Source organism: Methylobacterium sp. ARG-1 (genome assembly GCF_001262595.1).
Taxonomy (GTDB): domain Bacteria; phylum Pseudomonadota; class Alphaproteobacteria; order Rhizobiales; family Beijerinckiaceae; genus Methylobacterium; species Methylobacterium brachiatum.
Genome location: NZ_LHCD01000024.1, coordinates 24,805 through 40,960, shown reverse-complemented (window position 1 = coordinate 40,960; position 16,156 = coordinate 24,805). Strand labels below are relative to the sequence as shown.

Genomic DNA, 16,156 nt, shown 5'->3' with positions numbered 1-16,156 from the left:
GGTGGGATTGCGATCCCGGCTACCGGCCCGCACCCCGGGTGCGCCTGTGACTCGGTCGACGGAAGGCTTCGGTCCCGTATCGGGGCCGAAGTGGGCTGGCGTTTCACGCGATCAGCAGCATGCGCCAGTTCCCTGCTGCCGCAAGACGCTTTTGGGGATTTGAATTCTAGTTATCCGCATCCTGTTCGCGCGCGCCGTCGTCCGGCCGGATGCAGGCCGGCAGGGGATACGGAGGGGCGTCGGCGGATCGGCGGTCGTCATGCTCACGGGGGCTACCTCGCAAGCCTCGCGCCACCGTGAGGGGAAGAGAATTCAAAATGCAGCGCGACCGTCCGGCTGGACGGGGCGGGAGCGCAAGCTCACGAAAGGGATTTCAAAGGACTCTCAGCCCTTTGGTGGGGCTCGGTGCGGCGTCGCCCAAAGGCCAGGGCTCCGCCCTGGACCCGCGAAAGGTCCCGGACCTTTCGAAACCGGGACCTCCCTCAGCTGACCTGGCGCAGGTGCGAGCCGGCCTCCGCCGGTTGGGCGCGGATGAAGGCCGCGATCCGCGGGGCGATCACCGTCCGGTAGCGGGAGCCGTTGAACACGCCGTAATGCCCGACGCCCGCCTGGAGATGGTAGGCCTTGCGGGATTCGGGCAGGTTCGGCGTCAGCTCGAGGGCCGCCTTGGTCTGGCCGACCCCGGAGATGTCGTCGTTCTCGCCCTCCACGGCCAGGATGGCGCAGCGGCGGATCGCCCCGAGATCGACCGGGGTGCCGCGGTGGCGCATCTGCCCCTTGGGCAGAGCGTGGTCGACGAAGACGGTCTGCACGGTCTGGAGGTAGTACTCCGCGGTGAGATCCATCACCGCCAGGTACTCGTCGTAGAATTCCCGGTGCTTCTCGGCCGAGTCGCCATCGCCCTTCACCAGATGGTCGAACATGTCCGAATGGGCGGTGACGTGGCGGTCGAGGTTCATCGCCATGAAGCCCGACAGCTGCAGGAAGCCCGGATAGACCCGGCGCCAGGCCCCCGGATAGATCGGCGGCACGAGGCTGATCGTGTTGCGCTCGAACCAGGCCTGGCCGCGCTCCTGGGCGAGGCAGTTCACCGCCGTGGGTGAGCGGCGGGTGTCGATCGGGCCGCCCATCAGGGTCATCGAGGCCGGCACGGTCGGATCGCCCGCCGGATCGGCCTTGGCCTCCATGAGTGCCACCGCGGCCAGAACCGGCACCGCCGGCTGGCACACCGCCATGACGTGCAGGTCCGGCCCGAGGATCGCGAACATCTCCTGCAGGTAGTCGATATAGGTGTCGAGGTCGAAGCTCCCGAAGGTCAGCGGCACCATCCGGGCATCGGTCCAGTCGGTGATGTAGACCCGGTGGTTCGGCAGCATCGCTTCCACGGTGCCGCGCAGCAGCGTGGCGTAGTGGCCCGACATCGGCGCGACGATGAGGAGCTTCGGCTGCGGCTCGGCGGGCGCCGTGAGGAAGGCGCGCTCGAACGCGACCAGGCGGCAGAACGGCCGCTCCCAGACGACGCGCTCGCTGACCGGGACCGCAATCCCGTCGACCTGCGTCTCGGTGAACCCGAAGGCGGGCTTGCCGTAGCGGCGCGTGGCGCGCTCGAACATCTCGCAGCCGGCACTGATCGACCGGGCGTAGGGGCTGTATGCGAGCGGATTGCCGGGCATCTGCAGGGCGTGGCGGGTCAGGTCCGCGGCGACCCGAGCCGGCGCCATCAGGGCGCGGGCGCCTTCGAACATCGCGTAAGCCAGGAGCATCGCCACCTCGCGGTCTCGAATGCCGTCCGGGGCCGACCGGGACCGGTCCGCCGCGGGACGACACACCATCCGGGCCGCCGACATCCGGCCTGCGCGCGGAGCCTGCTGCAACCCGCCGCGTAGGATAAGGTTCCACCCTGAACGATCACGGAACATCCCCCGCCCCGGGCGACTTGCCCGTGACCACGCCCTCGGCGCGACGGATCCGGCGGCCCGCTCGGATCCGGTGCCGCGGTACCCGCCAGACAATCCGCGCCGGCGCGGCCCGACCGGCGCTCCACCGATAACCCCATGCCCGATAGCGATCTCAACGGCCTCGTCCGCAACGCCCGCCACCTCCGGCTCGACACCTTCGTCCGCCTGCGCTGGCTCGCCATCACCGGCCAGAGCGCCGCCGTGGTCGGCGCACAGTTCGGTCTCGGGCTGGCGCTGCCGTTCGGCTGGTGCTTCCTGGTGATCGCGACCTCCTCCTGGCTGAACCTGGCCCTGCGGATCCGCTTCCCAGCGAGCTACCGGCTGAGCGACGATTCCGCGGCGCTGCTGCTCGCCTTCGACATCGTGCAGCTCGCCGCGCTGCTGTTCCTCACCGGCGGCCTTCAGAACCCGTTCTCGCTGCTGTTCCTCGCCCCCGTGCTGATCTCCGCCACCGCGCTGCCGCCGGAGCGAACCCTGGCGCTCGGCCTGCTCGCCGTGGGGCTGGCGACGCTGCTCGCCCTGGTGCACCGGCCGCTGCCCTGGTTCTCGGACGGGCGGATCGAATTGCCGTTCCTGTACGTGTCCGGGGTCTGGACCGCGATCCTGCTGGGCACCGCGTTCACGGGCGTCTACGCCTGGCGGGTCGCCGAGGAGACGCGGCTCCTCGCCCAGGCGCTCGCCGCCACCGAGCTGGTGCTCGCCCGGGAGCAGCACCTCTCGCAGCTCGACGGCCTCGCGGCGGCGGCTGCCCACGAATTGGGCACGCCGCTCGGGACGATCATGGTGGTGACCAAGGAGCTGATCCGCCAGCTCGGGCCCACCGCCTCGCCGGCCGTGGCCGAGGACCTGAACCTGCTGCGCGAGCAGGTCGACCGCTGCCGCGGCATCCTCGGCAAGCTCACGTCTCTGGATGGCGACGGGGTCGGCTTCCTGGAGACCGTGACGTTCAGCCATCTCGTGGAGGAACTGGTGGCCCCCCAGCGCGCCCTCGGAGCCGTCCTGGAGATTTCCAGCCGCGGTGACGGCCCGGAACCGGCCTGCCGCCGCAACCCCGGGGTGATGTTCGGGCTGGCCAACATCCTCGACAACGCCGTCGATTTCGCCACCTCCCGCGTCACCGTGGAGGGCCGCTGGACCCAGGAGCGGGTCTGGATCGAGATCCGCGACGACGGCCCGGGCTTCTCCAGCGAGGTCCTGCTGCGCGCGGGCGAGCCCTACGTAACCACCCGCAGCGGCGACCGCCCGCAGACCGGCGGGACCGTAGGCGCCGGCCTGGGCCTCGGCCTGTTCATTGCCAAGACCCTGATCGAGCGCTCGGGCGCACAGCTCGCCCTGATGAACGTCTCCGCGCCGGACGCCCATGGAGCGATCGTGCGGGTGTCCTGGGCCCGGCACATCTTCGAACGGGGTGCAGCCCCGCGCCATTCGCCGGAACTCAATATCGGCGCGCCCCTGCCACCGCGCGATGTCGTACCTATATGAGGATCAGACCAAGAACTGACTGAGTAATTCCCTTACGAAAACCCGAAAGGAGTGCCGGATGCTGACGCAGCCCGGGACCACGGCAGCGATCGATCCCGCCGTGATCAACGAAGCCGATCCGCTCGCCGCCTTCACCGACCGCAGCCTGCTGATCGTAGACGACGACAAGCCCTTCTCGACGCGGCTCGCCCGCGCCATGGAAAGCCGCGGCTACCATGTCCAGGTCGCCGACAGCGTCGCCGACGGCGTGTCGGCCGTCGAGGCCCGTCCGCCGGCCTTCGCGGTGATCGACATGCGGCTCGGCGACGGCAACGGCCTCGACGTGATCGCCCGCCTGAAGGAGCGCCGCCCCGACGCGCGCGGCGTGATCCTCACCGGCTACGGCAACATCGCGACCGCCGTCACGGCGGTGAAGCTCGGCGCGTTCGATTATCTCGCCAAGCCCGCCGACGCCGACGAGATCCACGGCACGCTGATGGCCCAGCCCGGCGAGCGGGCCGACCCGCCGGAGAACCCGATGTCCGCGGACCGGGTCCGCTGGGAGCATATCCAGCGGGTCTACGAGCTGTGCAGCCGCAACGTCAGCGAGACCGCCCGGCGCCTCAACATGCACCGGCGGACGCTGCAGCGGATCCTGGCCAAGCGCGCCCCGCGCTGAAGCCCGGACCCACCGATCCCGGGTCCCGCGGTTGCATCCCCCCTTCCCGGTGGGCTAGCTGCGCGGGTCCCGGGCGCATTTCGTCCGGGGCCTCGCAATCGACCGGGGGACGAGTCTCGTGAACGGGCGCAACGCCATCACCATCGTGAGCATGATGGTCCTCGTCGGCACGGAGGTCTTCGCCGTCGCCATCGCGGCCGGCTGGGCCCTCGCGGGCCTGTTCGACCTCGGCGACCGGGTCGGCCATGTGCTGATGGGCGTCTTCAGCCTGTTCGCAGCCTGGATCATGCTCCAGCTCTGGCGCCGGGCGACCAGCATCGAGCCGATCCGCACTCGCGCCACGTCGCGGTAGCCGGATCGGGTGTGTCGCCGGGCCCGTGCCCGGCACGGCGTTCGACAGGCTGGCGGCCTTCCTGCTAGGGAACGTGCGACGGCCGCCCGTGTAACGACGCCGCGGGTTGCGCCCACGTTTTCGGCTGCGCGTGAGACCGGAAGATCCATGAAAGCCCGTATCATCGTCACCCTGAAGACCGGTGTGCTGGACCCGCAGGGCAAGGCGATCGAGGCCGCGCTCAAGTCCCTCGGCATCGACGGCATCGACAGCGTCCGCCAGGGCAAGGTGTTCGATCTCGAGGTCTCGGCCGCCGACGGCCCGACCGCCGAAGCCACCCTCCGGACGGCCTGCGAGAAGCTGCTCGCCAACACCGTCGTCGAGAACTACGCGATCGAGATCCTCTGATGCACGCTGCGGTCGTCGTCTTTCCGGGGTCGAATCGCGAGAGCGACGTCGCCCGGGCTCTGCGCCGGTCAGGCGCGCGGGTCAGCATGGTCTGGCACGCGGATCAGGACCTGCCGGCCGGAACCGACCTCGCCGTCCTGCCGGGCGGCTTCTCCTACGGCGACTACCTGCGCTGCGGCGCCATCGCGGGCCGCGCGGCCGCGATGGATGCGGTGCGGGCGCATGCCGCCCGGGGCGGCCTCGTGCTCGGCATCTGCAACGGTTTCCAGATCCTGTGCGAATCCGGCCTCCTGCCGGGCGTGCTGATGCGCAACGTCAACCGGCGCTTCATCTGCCACCGGCAGACCCTCCGGGTCGAACGCACCGACACGCGCTTCACCAGCGCCTACCAGAAGGGGCAGGTGATCGACGTCTGTGTGGCGCATGGCGAGGGCAATTACTTCGCCGATCCCGAGACGCTGGCGCGGATCGAGGGCGAGGGTCGCGTGGCCTTCCGGTACTGCGACGCCGCCGGGACGATCTCGGTCGAGGCTAACCGCAACGGCTCCCTCAACGCGATCGCGGGGGTCTACTCGGAGGCTGGCAACGTCCTCGGGATGATGCCGCACCCGGAGAACTTCGTGGAAGGCCTGATCGGCGGCACCGACGGACGCGGATTGTTCGACAGTCTCGCCGCATGAACTCGCCGGCGGAAACTGGTTTTTAACCGCCGATTAAGGTTCACACAGCATAAAGAGGTATCCAGAGTTCTGGATATCGAGTTGGACGACCTCGTCCGCTCTGTTTGATGCCTCCCTGATGACTCTCCCAAGCCGCCCCCAACCGGGCGGCTTTTTTCTGTTGGCCTGCGCAGGCCGCGGCGGGCCCCGCTCGGGCTCGCGGATCCGCGGAACGCGATAATTCTCGGCCGCAAGAGACGTCTGTCCGAGGCCCACATTCGGCGGCGAGGTAGAGGATCGTAGCCTGGAAGGGCGCGGCCGCCCGCGCTTCGTCGCAGTGACGTGAAGCGCATCCCTCGGGGGCAACGCCGGAGGATCGGGCGCGAAAGGCCTCGGTCCCACCCGACGGTTGGGACTGAGGCCGATCCCTCAGTAGAGCCCGCCTGCCTGCGCGGCCCGGTCGGGGTCCGCCGGGACCGCCGCGGGGGCAGCGCTTTGGGCCGGGGCGACGTAGGAATCCGGCGGCGCGGTGCCGGGCTTGAACGCCTCCAGGATCGTGCCGGCGCCCTCCCCCGAACCGGCGCGGGTGCCGGAGGCGAGGTTCACGCGGATCAGCTTGATACCGGGCGGCACCCGGAACGGGGTCGGCGGCTTGTCCTTGAGGGCGACCTTCAGGAACTCGAGGGCGATCGGCGCCGCGAGGCCGCCGCCGGTGGCGCGGTCGCCGAGCGAGCGCGGCTTGTCGAAGCCGATATAGATCCCGACCGCGAGATCCGGCGAGAAGCCCACGAACCACGCATCCTTGGCGTCGTTGGTGGTGCCGGTCTTGCCGGCGAGCGGCTTGCCGATCTGCTTCAGCAGGGTCGCGGTGCCGCGCTGGACCACGCCCTCCATGATCGAGACCATCTGGTAGGCGGTGAGCGGGTCGAGCACCTGCTCAGAATCGTCCACCAGCTTCGGCTCGTCCTGGCCGGACCATTTCTCGGCGTCGCAGCCGATGCACTTGCGGTTATCGTGCCGGTAGATCGTCTCGCCGATGCGGTCCTGGATCCGGTCGATCAGGGTCGGCCGGATGCGGCGCCCGCCATTGGCGAGCATCGAGTAGGCGGTGACCATGCGCATGACCGTGGTCTCGCCGGCGCCCAGCGACATCGGCAGCACGGGCAGCATGTCGTCGTAGACGCCGAAGCGGCGGGCGTATTCGGCGATGAGCGGCATGCCAACATCCTTGGCGAGCCGGACCGTCATCAGGTTCTTCGAATGCTCGATCCCGTACCGCAGGGTGTGCGGGCCGCCGGACTTGCCGTCGTAGTTCGAGGGCGTCCAGGCCTCCTGGCCGGGGCCGGCCTCGATGGTGATCGGCGTGTCCTGCACGATCGAGGACGGGGTGTAGCCGTTGTCGAGGGCCGCCGAGTAGACGATCGGCTTGAACGACGAGCCGGGCTGGCGCATCGCCTGGGTGGCGCGGTTGAACTCGGATTCGTCGTACGAGAAGCCGCCGACCATCGCGTGGACGCGGCCCGTATTCGGGTCCATCGCCACGATGGCACCGGAGACCTCGGGCTTCTGGCGCAGGCGGTACTGGCCGCGGCCGCCATCCATCGCCTCGACATAGACCATGTCGCCGGGCTGGAGGTTCGGCCGGCCGGCCCAGCGCATGCCGTCCGGGGGGATCACGCCGGTCTCGCGGTCCTTGCCGACCTGGCCCGACGCCTCGCGCTTGGGCTGGAGGCCGACCTGGACGCCGCCGCCGCCATTGCCCAGCACCACGGCGAGCCGCCACGGCGCCACGTCGCCGAGCGCGGGAACCTCGGCGGCGGCCATGCCCCAGTCGCGCCCGGTCAGGTCGACCTTGGTGACCGCGCCGCGCCAGCCATGGGCCTGGTCGTAGCGCACGAGGCCGTCGACCAGGGCCTTGCGGGCCCAGGCCTGCATCTTCGGATCGAGCGTCGAGCGCACCGAGAGGCCGCCCTCGTAAAGCTTCTTCTCGCCGTAGCGCTCGGAGATCTCGCGCCGGACTTCTTCGGTGAAGTAGTTGGCATTGGCGGCGTTCGGGAAGGCGACCCGCGGGTTGACGCCGAGCGGCATCTTCTTGGCCGCCTCCGCCTCTTCCTTGGTGATGTAGCCGTTCTCCGCCATCAGGCGGATGATCTCGTTGCGCCGGTCGAGGGCCGCCTGGGTCTTGCGGTAGGGGTGGTAGTTGTTCGGCCCCTTCGGCAGGGCGGCCAGGTAGGCCGCCTCGTTGATGGTCAGCTCGTGGACCGACTTGCCGAAGTAATCCAGCGCCGCCGCCGCGACGCCGTGCAGGTTGCGCCCGGGGACGATCGTACCCAGAAAGATCTCATTGAGGTAAAGTTCGAGGATCTTGTCCTTGGAATAGGCCGCCTCGATGCGCAGGGCTACGAGCGCCTCCTTGATCTTGCGGTCATAGGTCTGCTCGGAGGAGAGCAGGAAGTTCTTGGCGACCTGCTGGGTGATGGTCGAGGCGCCCTGCCGCTTGCCCGATTTGGCGTTGGTCAGGAAGGCGCGCACGATCCCCTCGGGGTCGATGCCGCCGTGCTTGTAGAAGTTCTTATCCTCGGCCGACAGGAAGGCCGCGACCACGATCTTCGGCATCGCCTGGATCGGCAGGTACAGCCGGCGCTCGCGGGCATATTCGGCCAGCAGGGAGCCGTCGGCCGCGTGGATGCGGGTCATCACCGGCGGCTCGTAATTGGCGAGCGCGGCGTGGTCGGGCAGGTCCTGGCTGTACTTCCAGTAGAAGTAGCCGCCGGCCGCAGCACCGACCACGAACAGCACCGCGCCGGCGCTAAACAGGATCCCGAAGAAACGAAGGATCAGACGCATCCGGTGTTCCGCTCGTCGCTGGCCCGGCCGCATGCCGGGTTCGGCTCATCCGGCACGGGCGTCCGTGTTCGACGCGGTCGGCTCCCGGACGCTCCCGTGAGGCCCCCTCGGATTGCCGGTTCAGCGGCGGTGCGACGGGGCGTCGGACACCCCGTATCGACACTCTATCTATGGTAAAACTGGGGCGACGGCGGCCGACCGGCGCGGGTTCGTGGACGGCTTCAGGGTCGCGCGGTTGCCGAAGAACAGGTCGATCGCCTTCGCCATCGAGCCGGTGACCCCCGCGCGCCACTCCGGCGATTGCAGCATCTCCAGGTCGCGCTTGCTCGAGAGATAGCCGAGTTCCACCAGCACGCTCGGCACGTCGGGGGAGCGCAGCACCATGAAGCGCGCCTCCCGGTGGGGCTTGGCGCTCATCTCCATGACTGGGGCGAGCTGGCCCATCAGGGTGCGGGCGAAGCCCGAGGAGAAGCCCCGGGTCTCGCGCAGGGTCAGTTCCTGCAGGATGTCGGCGATGTCCGGGGGGGCCTCGGCCGAATCGGCGCCGGCGGCGGCGTCGGCCTTGTTCTCGCGCTCGGCGAGCCGGGCGGATTCCACGTCGGTCGCCTTCTCGGCGTTGGTGTAGATGGTGGCCCCGCGCACCTGGGGCGCGGCCGAGATCGAATCCGCGTGGATCGACACGAACAGGTCGGCCTTGGCCTCGCGGGCGAGGCGGACGCGGTCGGCCAGCGGCACGAACACGTCCCGGTCGCGGGTCATCCGGACCCGGTAGCGGCCGCTCGCTTCCAGCTTCTCGACCAGGGCCTGCGCGTAGCCGAACACGATGTCCTTCTCGAACACCCCGCCCACCGCGATCGCCCCGGGATCGGTCCCGCCATGCCCGGCATCGACCATGATCAGCGGGCGCTGGTCGGCCGGTTCTGGGGCGGCGCTGCGCGCCTGGGCGGGGGCCGGGTCGCTGGCCGCGGCCGCCTTGCGGAACGCGTCGCGCTCGACACGCTGGAGCGGGATCGTCAGCAGCACCGCACCGTCCCGGGCCCGGGTCACGGTCTCGATCCGCCCGATCGTGGCCGGTGCGGCGAGGTCGATCACGACCCGCGAGCGGCCGGGGGCGAACAGGCCGTAGCGGAAGGATTGGACGAGGCCGTCGCGGCGACGCCCCGCCCCGGAATCGAGCTGGAAATTGACCTCCGGCAGGTCGATCACCGCCCGGTCGGGCCGTTCCATCACGAAGCCGCGGGCCTCCACGGCCCGGGACAGGGTCAGGGTGAGCCGCGTGGTGCCGGCCTGGCTGGCGAGATCCGCCCCGATGGCGATCGCGGGCGTCGGCGCGGCGGGCTTGTCGCCGTTCTGCGCGAGGACGGGTGAGCCCGCCAGCGTCAGAGCCAGGCAGAGGCGGTGGATTGCGGAACGGATCTGGCGCGCGCGACTCGGCATCGGTCCGGATTCAACTCCCGTGCCCCGCGATAGGGCATAGGAGCAGTATGGTTAATCGACAGTTGCCCGGAACGAGGCGGCCGGCATGTCACGCGCATGGGACAGCCTGAACGTGGCGATCGTGCGTCAGCGGAACGCGACGAGGCGGCTGGCCTGGCGGATGACGTCGCTCCAGCAGGTCAGCGAGGCATCGGCGGCACGCTGGACCTCGCCCATCTGCAGACGCATCAGTTCGGTCGGCGAGCCCGCTTGCGACAGGGCCCGCAGATGCGCCAGGGCGGCCTCACTCTCCCCACGCATGTAGCGGGCGATCGTCGAGCCGATGCTGGTGCCATCGTGGTGATTCGGCGTGAACCCGGCTCGGCTGGTCGCGGCGACGCTGGTCGCGGGGCCGTGTTCGGCGGCTTCGTCCCGCGCGACGGGCGCGGCGGACGGAGCCGTCACCGGCGGGATCGTCACGGGCGGGACGAGGGCGGCCACTGGGACCGAGACCTCTGCAGGAGCCTCCGGCGCGGCATCATCCGGCTCAGAGGCGGCGACGGCCTCCGTGGCCCTGGCAACGGCCACGTCCGGGATGGCCGTGTCAGTGGGCGGCGGAACGGCGCGGAGCGCGGGCCCGTCGGCATTGAGAGCCGACTTCGGAGCCCAATCGGGGCGGGGCCCCTTCGGTCGACGCGGCTTGCTCATGGCGCGATCTCCTCCTCGTCCGCATCGGGCCCCCTGACGGAGCGGCGGCCGGAGGGAAGACCGTCTTCGGAAGGCTTCTGTCCGGCGGTGCCCCGCCGCCTCGGGCCGGGCACCGCCTCGAACGATCCGCTTGGGGCGGATCGGTGCGTCTTCAGCGGGCGACGTTCTGCTGCGCGAGGGCGCCGAAATCCTTGGCCTGGGCCTGGAGGGCGGCGAACTGGCTGCGGACGAACTCGGACTGCAGCTCGAACGCCTCGCGCAGGTCCTTGGTGCGGGCCAGCTTCTGGGCGAAGTCGAAGGTCGCGTTCGCGTTGGTCTGCGCGTGCTCGAAACCCTTCGAGACCGCCGCCGTCATGGTCGACTGGAAGGTCTGACCCGAGGCCTGGACCTGCTCGGTCGCCTTGATGGCGTTCGCCATCATGGTGCCGACGGCGTTGCGCGCCTGGTCGACGCTCTTCTCGGCGAAGTCACGCATCTCGGTCGGGATCTCGAAGTTCGGGGTCTGCATCGAAGTCTCCAGCACACGCTGTCTCGGGATGGGACGCCGATCTGCGTCCGCGGTGACGCGTCTCTATATGTTGCAGTGCAACAAGCAGTCAAGTGCATGTTTTTGGGTTCGGCGCGGGCGCGAGAATCCGGATAAAATGCATGCTTCCGGTATCCGAACAGTCTTCGCGCCGCCATACCGGCAACGCGCCCGCTTCCAATAAACCTTGGCCGTTCCAGGCAGGGTCATGGTGCGATTCGGCCGCACAGACGCCTCTCTATATAAATCTTAACGGCTGTCTATAGCCGACGCGCCCGGATTTGGGACTTGCCGATTCGGTATCAGGCCGATTCTGCGCTTGGCCGGTCCGGCCGGGCCGCGGCGTCGGCATGGTGCATCGCACCAGTCCCACGATGCACGAGCTCGGCATAGAGCGACCGGAGCGCGGCGGCATGGGTGGCGAGCGTCATCGGCGCGGCCCGGACCTGCGCCCGGGCATTCGCCCCGAGGGTTGCCGCGCAGGCATCGTCCCGCAGGGCGGAGAACGCCGCCGCCAACGCCCCGATCTCGGGGGCGACCACGAAGCCGGTCCGCCCGTCCCGCACCTTCTCGGCGGCGCCGGACCGGTCGGAGGCGACCACGGGAAGGCCGGCCGCCAAGGCCTCGTAGACCGTGAGCGGCCCGGTCTCGTACCAGCGCGACGGGGCGGCGAGCGCGCGGGCACGGCTGCGCAGCAGTGCCCAGACGGCGTCCGGCGCCTGCCAGCCGACCACCTCGACACCCGGCCGAGCGCGCAGGTCCGCCTCCAAGGGGCCGGCGCCGATGAACAGGGCGGTGAGCCCGGCGGACCGGGCCGCGTCCGCCACGAGGTCGGCGCCCTTCTCCCGGGTCAGGCGCCCGACATACGCGATGGCGTCGCCGCGGGCGGGATCGGCCGGCGGCCCGTCGGCGATCCGGACGGGGTTGTCGACGCGGTGATGGGTGAGCGCGTAGCCGCCGAGCAGGTCGCCGAGCCGCCGGCGGCTGGCGTCGCAGACATGCACGACATGGAGCGGGCGCTGGTGCAGCGCCTGCCGGAGCGCCCCCGCGCGGGCGACGCGCACGAGCTTGTGAACCCGGCTGCGGGGATCGCAGGGCGCGGCGAGACAGGCCGGCGAGAGCGGCGCCAGCCCGCAGGGCTCGGCCCGGTCGAACCGGTAATAGACGCCGTTCGGGCAGGCCAGGGCGTAGTCGTGCAGGGTGACAACCACCGGCACATCGAGGCGGGTCAGGACCGGGAAGATCGCCGGCGACAGGGTGCGGGTCCATTGGTGCAGGTGGAGGCAATCCGGCGGTGCCGGAAGACCCCGGAGCGCCGCCTCGAGGGCGCGGGCCGCCGCGGCGTGCCAGATCCCGGAGGCCGCCGCCCTGATGCCGCCCAGGGTCCAGATGTCGGGCAGGCCGAGTTCGATCCGCCGGATCTTCCCGTGGTCCAGCAGGGGATCGACCGGGCCCGGGATCGCCTGGATGTAGGTGACCGCCAGGCCGGCCTCGGCGAGCCCGCGGGCGGATTCCAGGGCGACCTTTTCCGCCCCGCCGCTGGCGGTCGCGAACTCGGCCAGGATCACGACATGCATGATTTGTCTCGGCAGGACCCGCCGCGATCATAAGTCCAGGCCGGTTTACGGAGGATCAACCGCCGGCCGTTACAGAATTCCACCCCAAGAATAGAGCGGCGGACTTCCTGACGTGCACATCGTCCTCGTCGCCGACCATGCCGCGATCAACGGCGGTCAGGCCAAGGTCGCGATCGAATCCGCCCTCGGGCTCGCCGCCCGGGGTCACCGCGTCACCCTGTTCGCGGCCGTGGGCCCGGTCGATCCGCGGCTGGAATCCGCCGGCATCCGGGTGGTGTGCCTGGATCAGGACGACGTCACGACGGCGCGCAGCAAGCTCGCCTTCGCGGCCCAGGCGATCTGGAACGCACCGGCCGCCCGCGCCCTGGCGGCCGAGCTTGCCGCCTGCGATCCGCGGGACACGCTGGTCCATGTCCACGCCTTCGCCAAGGCGCTGTCGCCGGCCATCGGCCCGGCCCTGCGGGCTTCCGGCCTGCCGTGCCTCTACACGATGCACGAGTTCTTCCTGGTCTGCCCGACCGGCGGGTTCTACGCCTATCCCGAGCAGACGATCTGCCACCGGGTGCCGATGTCGGCCTCCTGCATCCTGGCGCAGTGCGATGCGCGCAGCTACCCGCGCAAGGTCGCCCGGATGATCCGCCATGCCGGGCTCGCGCATGTCGCCCGGCTGCCGGAGCTGTTCGCCCACGTCGTCACGATCAGCGACCTGCAGGAGAGCGTGGTCCGGCCGCTGATGCCGAACGGCACCGTGTTCCACCGGGTCGACAACCCGATCGCGGTGGCGCAGGCGCCGGTCCATGAGGGACCGCCGGGCGATTTCCTGTTCGTCGGCCGGATCTCCACCGAGAAGGGCGCACCGATCTTCGCCGAAGCCGCCCGCCGGGCCGGGGTGCGGGCCGTGTTCGTCGGCGACGGCTCGGAGCGGGCCGATCTTGCCGCCCGCTATCCCGAGGCGGTGATGCTCGGCTGGCGCCACCCCGCCGGCGTGCAGGCGCTGATGCGGCAGGCGCGGGCTCTGATCTTCCCGAGCGTCTGGTACGAGGGCCAGCCGCTCACGGTGTACGAGGCTCTGGCCTGCGGTACGCCGGTGATCGTCAGCGATGCCTGCGCCGGCCGGGAGGCGGTGGTCGACGGCGAGACCGGGTTCTGGTTCCGCTCGGGCGATCCCGATGCGCTCGCCGCCCATCTGCGCCGCCTGTCGGACGACGCCCTCGCGGCCCGGATGGGCCGGGCCGCGCATGCCCGCTACTGGACCGCGCCGCTGACCCCGGAGGTCCATCTCGACCGGCTGACGGGCGTCTACGAGACCGTGATGTGTGAGGCTTCTGCGCGCGGCCGCGCGACGCAGCTATCAGCCGGCCGGGCGGTGGCGGCGGCCTGATCGATACGCCTTGCGCCGAAAAAACCGGAAACACCCGGGCCCCGTCGCGTTGACGCGCACAGGCACCGCGCGTGCATCCGTCACCGATAAGGGACAGACATGGCCGACGACCACAAGCTCGCGAACGAGACCAAGCCCGGCTTCCAGCAGGGCAGCGCCAGACCGGACGACAAGGCCAATCCCGCCAACAAGCCCGAGAAGATGGACGAGCGCCTCGACGACGCCCTCGAGGAGACGTTCCCATCAAGCGACCCGATCTCGGTGAAGATCACCAAGTAGCCGGGTTGCCGAAGGGCTCAGCCCTATGGCGGGGCTATCGGGGCTCTGCCCCGATGCAGCCGGGCTCTGCCCGGCACCCGCACAAGGTCCCGGACCGTGTGGAACCGGGACTTTCAGGCCGCTTCGAGCAGCCGCCGGGCGATGACCTGGGCCTGGATCTCGGCGGCGCCCTCGAAGATCGACAGGATGCGGGCATCGCACAGGATCCGGCTGACCGGGTATTCCAGCGCGAAGCCGTTGCCGCCGTGGATCTGGAGCGCGTTGTCGGCGGCCGCCCAGGCGACCCGGGCGCCGAGCAGCTTAGCCATCCCGGCCTCCAGGTCGCAGCGCTTGCCGGCATCCTTCTCGCGGGCCGAGAAATAGGTGAGCTGGCGGGCGATGTTGATCTCCACCGCCATCATGGCGAGCTTGTCGGCGACCCGCGGGAAGCTGACGAGCGCCTTGCCGAACTGCACCCGCTCCTCGGCGTAGCGCAGGGCCACGTCGAGGGCCGACTGGGCGACGCCGATGGCCCGGGCCGCGGTCTGGATGCGGGCCGATTCGAAGGTCTGCATCAGCTGGGCGAAGCCCTTGCCCTCGACCTCGCCGAGCAGGTTGCCGCCGGGCACCTCGAATCCCTCGAAGGCCAGCTCGTATTCCTTCATGCCCCGGTAGCCGAGCACCTCGATCTCGCCGCCGGACAGGCCCTGGACCGGGAACGGCTCTGCGTCCGTGCCCCGGGGCTTCTCGGCGATCAGCATCGAAAGGCCGCGATGGCCCTTCTCCTCCGGCTTGGTCCGCACCAGCACGGTCATGATGTCGGCCCGGACCGGATGGGTGATCCAGGTCTTGTTGCCGGTGATCTTCCAAACCTCGCCCTCCTTCACCGCCTTGGTGCGGAGCGAGGCGAGGTCCGAACCCGTGTTCGGCTCGGTGAACACGGCGGTGGGCAGGATATCGCCCGAGGCGATCTTGGGCAGGAAGCGGTGCTTCTGCTCCTCGGTGCCGCCGCACAGGATCAGCTCCGCGGCGATCTCCGAGCGGGTGCCGAGCGAGCCGACACCGATATAGGCCCGGGACAGCTCCTCCGAGACCACGCACATGGCGGTCTTGGGCAGGCCCATGCCGCCGTATTCCTCCGGGATGGTGAGGCCGAACACGCCCAGCTCGGCCATCTTGGTGACGACCTCCATGGGGATGTATTCATTCTTCAGGTGCCACTCATGCGCCTGCTCGACCACCTCGGCCTTGCCGAAGCGGCGCATCTCGGAGCGGATCGCCTCCATGTCCTCGTCGAGGCCCGAGGCGCCCACGGTGGCCGAGCCGCCGCCCTCGCGCATCAGCGCCACCAGGGCGGCGCGGTTCTCCGGGGTGTTGCCCTCGGCGATCAGGGTCTCGACCGCGTCCGAGCGGTACTGCGCGATCTCCTTAGCCGAGAGACCGAGCGAGCCGGTCGGCCGGACCATCTCGCCCTGGCTCATCGGGATGCCGGAGAACAGCTGGTCGAGATACTCGCCGGCGCCGATCCGCACGAGCAGCGTCTCGGTCTCGCCGAACCGGCCCTCGGCCTGGAGGCGCTCGGCATAACCGCCGAGTTCGGCCACCGCCTCCGCGTAGGTCGCCAGCCAAGCCAGCCCGTGGGCGGCGTGCTGCTGGGTCTCGAGCTTGCCGGCATCGATCCGCCCGTCCGCGCCGAGGATGCGCGTCCGGACCCGGCGCGTGGCTTCCGCTACGAGGGCCTTCGCGCTCTCGCCGGCCGCCTTGGCGAGGCTGACGACGTCCTGCGGCTCGGTCTGGATGGCGGGGGATGCGGACATGGTTTTTAGCTCGCGTGGCGTATTATTGGATCGTGTCTTCTAACCCGTCCGACGTCGAGGCCGAAGCAGATTTCATTTGCGGCGTCTTGAACTGAAGTTGAATGCGTCAGAGTGCTCGCCGCCGAAATGG

General features: G+C 70.0%; 14 protein-coding genes. 7 read left to right on the top strand and 7 right to left on the bottom strand.

Annotated elements, in window-relative coordinates:
- Positions 1-482: 482 nt before the first annotated feature.
- Positions 483-1,763 carry a polyhydroxyalkanoate depolymerase gene (gene phaZ, locus AKJ13_RS20250; RefSeq protein ID WP_050735019.1) on the bottom strand — a complete coding sequence of 427 codons (1,281 nt, stop codon included), beginning with the start codon at positions 1,761-1,763 and terminating at the stop codon, positions 483-485.
- A gap of 291 nt (positions 1,764-2,054) precedes the next feature.
- Between phaZ and AKJ13_RS20245 the strand changes: the two genes are divergently transcribed.
- The 5 genes from AKJ13_RS20245 to purQ all read left to right on the top strand — a co-directional run bounded on the left by AKJ13_RS20245 (position 2,055) and on the right by purQ (position 5,517).
- Positions 2,055-3,440, top strand: coding sequence for an ActS/PrrB/RegB family redox-sensitive histidine kinase (locus AKJ13_RS20245; RefSeq protein WP_007565232.1), 1,386 nt, complete (start codon positions 2,055-2,057; stop codon positions 3,438-3,440).
- Between the two features lie 58 nt (positions 3,441-3,498).
- Entirely contained in the window at positions 3,499-4,098 is a 600-nt protein-coding gene (locus tag AKJ13_RS20240) for an ActR/PrrA/RegA family redox response regulator transcription factor (RefSeq protein ID WP_007565233.1), read from the top strand.
- 118 nt (positions 4,099-4,216) lie between these two features.
- Positions 4,217-4,450, top strand: a complete 234-nt coding sequence (locus AKJ13_RS20235; RefSeq protein WP_007565235.1) for a hypothetical protein — start codon at positions 4,217-4,219, stop codon at positions 4,448-4,450.
- Positions 4,451-4,597: 147 nt separating this feature from the next.
- Positions 4,598-4,837, top strand: a complete 240-nt coding sequence (gene purS, locus AKJ13_RS20230) for a phosphoribosylformylglycinamidine synthase subunit PurS (RefSeq protein ID WP_007565237.1) — start codon at positions 4,598-4,600, stop codon at positions 4,835-4,837.
- A complete protein-coding gene (gene purQ / locus AKJ13_RS20225; protein WP_050734977.1) occupies positions 4,837-5,517 on the top strand; it encodes a phosphoribosylformylglycinamidine synthase subunit PurQ in 681 nt (226 codons plus the stop codon). Before purS ends, purQ begins: the two co-directional genes overlap by 1 nt.
- A 408-nt stretch (positions 5,518-5,925) precedes the next feature.
- Here the strand turns inward: purQ and AKJ13_RS20220 are convergent, their stop codons facing one another.
- The 5 genes from AKJ13_RS20220 to AKJ13_RS20200 form a co-directional block, all read right to left on the bottom strand.
- Positions 5,926-8,343: a penicillin-binding protein 1A gene (locus AKJ13_RS20220; protein ID WP_050734976.1), complete on the bottom strand. Its 2,418-nt coding sequence runs from the start codon at positions 8,341-8,343 to the stop codon at positions 5,926-5,928.
- Between the two features lie 168 nt (positions 8,344-8,511).
- Positions 8,512-9,780 (bottom strand): N-acetylmuramoyl-L-alanine amidase, encoded by a 1,269-nt coding sequence (locus AKJ13_RS20215; RefSeq protein ID WP_007565243.1) that lies wholly within the window; start codon positions 9,778-9,780, stop codon positions 8,512-8,514.
- Positions 9,781-9,906: 126 nt separating this feature from the next.
- Positions 9,907-10,467: a hypothetical protein gene (locus tag AKJ13_RS20210; protein ID WP_050734975.1), complete on the bottom strand. Its 561-nt coding sequence runs from the start codon at positions 10,465-10,467 to the stop codon at positions 9,907-9,909.
- A gap of 151 nt (positions 10,468-10,618) precedes the next feature.
- A complete protein-coding gene (locus AKJ13_RS20205; RefSeq protein ID WP_050735018.1) occupies positions 10,619-10,975 on the bottom strand; it encodes a phasin in 357 nt (118 codons plus the stop codon).
- Between the two features lie 320 nt (positions 10,976-11,295).
- A complete protein-coding gene (locus AKJ13_RS20200; RefSeq protein ID WP_050734974.1) occupies positions 11,296-12,570 on the bottom strand; it encodes a glycosyltransferase in 1,275 nt (424 codons plus the stop codon).
- Positions 12,571-12,682: 112 nt separating this feature from the next.
- Between AKJ13_RS20200 and AKJ13_RS20195 the strand changes: the two genes are divergently transcribed.
- Positions 12,683-13,951, top strand: coding sequence for a glycosyltransferase family 4 protein (locus tag AKJ13_RS20195; RefSeq protein WP_050734973.1), 1,269 nt, complete (start codon positions 12,683-12,685; stop codon positions 13,949-13,951).
- A gap of 99 nt (positions 13,952-14,050) precedes the next feature.
- On the top strand, positions 14,051-14,230 hold the full coding sequence (locus tag AKJ13_RS20190) for a hypothetical protein (RefSeq protein WP_050734972.1): 180 nt from the start codon (positions 14,051-14,053) through the stop codon (positions 14,228-14,230).
- Between the two features lie 113 nt (positions 14,231-14,343).
- On the opposite strand, the gene AKJ13_RS20185 is transcribed toward AKJ13_RS20190, so the two are convergent.
- A complete protein-coding gene (locus AKJ13_RS20185) occupies positions 14,344-16,026 on the bottom strand; it encodes an acyl-CoA dehydrogenase family protein (RefSeq protein WP_050734971.1) in 1,683 nt (560 codons plus the stop codon).
- Positions 16,027-16,156 lie beyond the last annotated feature (130 nt).

Excerpts from the sequence above, each read along its gene's own strand:
- purQ (WP_050734977.1), top strand. The coding sequence starts at position 4,837 with ATGCACGCTGCGGTCGTCGTCTTTCCGGGGTCGAATCGCGAGAGCGAC.
- AKJ13_RS20215 (WP_007565243.1), bottom strand. The coding sequence starts at position 9,780 with ATGCCGAGTCGCGCGCGCCAGATCCGTTCCGCAATCCACCGCCTCTGC.
- AKJ13_RS20190 (WP_050734972.1), top strand. The coding sequence starts at position 14,051 with ATGGCCGACGACCACAAGCTCGCGAACGAGACCAAGCCCGGCTTCCAG.
- AKJ13_RS20245 (WP_007565232.1), top strand. The coding sequence starts at position 2,055 with ATGCCCGATAGCGATCTCAACGGCCTCGTCCGCAACGCCCGCCACCTC.
- AKJ13_RS20205 (WP_050735018.1), bottom strand. The coding sequence starts at position 10,975 with ATGCAGACCCCGAACTTCGAGATCCCGACCGAGATGCGTGACTTCGCC.
- AKJ13_RS20200 (WP_050734974.1), bottom strand. The coding sequence starts at position 12,570 with ATGCATGTCGTGATCCTGGCCGAGTTCGCGACCGCCAGCGGCGGGGCG.
- purS (WP_007565237.1), top strand. The coding sequence starts at position 4,598 with ATGAAAGCCCGTATCATCGTCACCCTGAAGACCGGTGTGCTGGACCCG.
- AKJ13_RS20185 (WP_050734971.1), bottom strand. The coding sequence starts at position 16,026 with ATGTCCGCATCCCCCGCCATCCAGACCGAGCCGCAGGACGTCGTCAGC.
- AKJ13_RS20240 (WP_007565233.1), top strand. The coding sequence starts at position 3,499 with ATGCTGACGCAGCCCGGGACCACGGCAGCGATCGATCCCGCCGTGATC.
- AKJ13_RS20220 (WP_050734976.1), bottom strand. The coding sequence starts at position 8,343 with ATGCGTCTGATCCTTCGTTTCTTCGGGATCCTGTTTAGCGCCGGCGCG.
- phaZ (WP_050735019.1), bottom strand. The coding sequence starts at position 1,763 with ATGCTCCTGGCTTACGCGATGTTCGAAGGCGCCCGCGCCCTGATGGCG.
- AKJ13_RS20210 (WP_050734975.1), bottom strand. The coding sequence starts at position 10,467 with ATGAGCAAGCCGCGTCGACCGAAGGGGCCCCGCCCCGATTGGGCTCCG.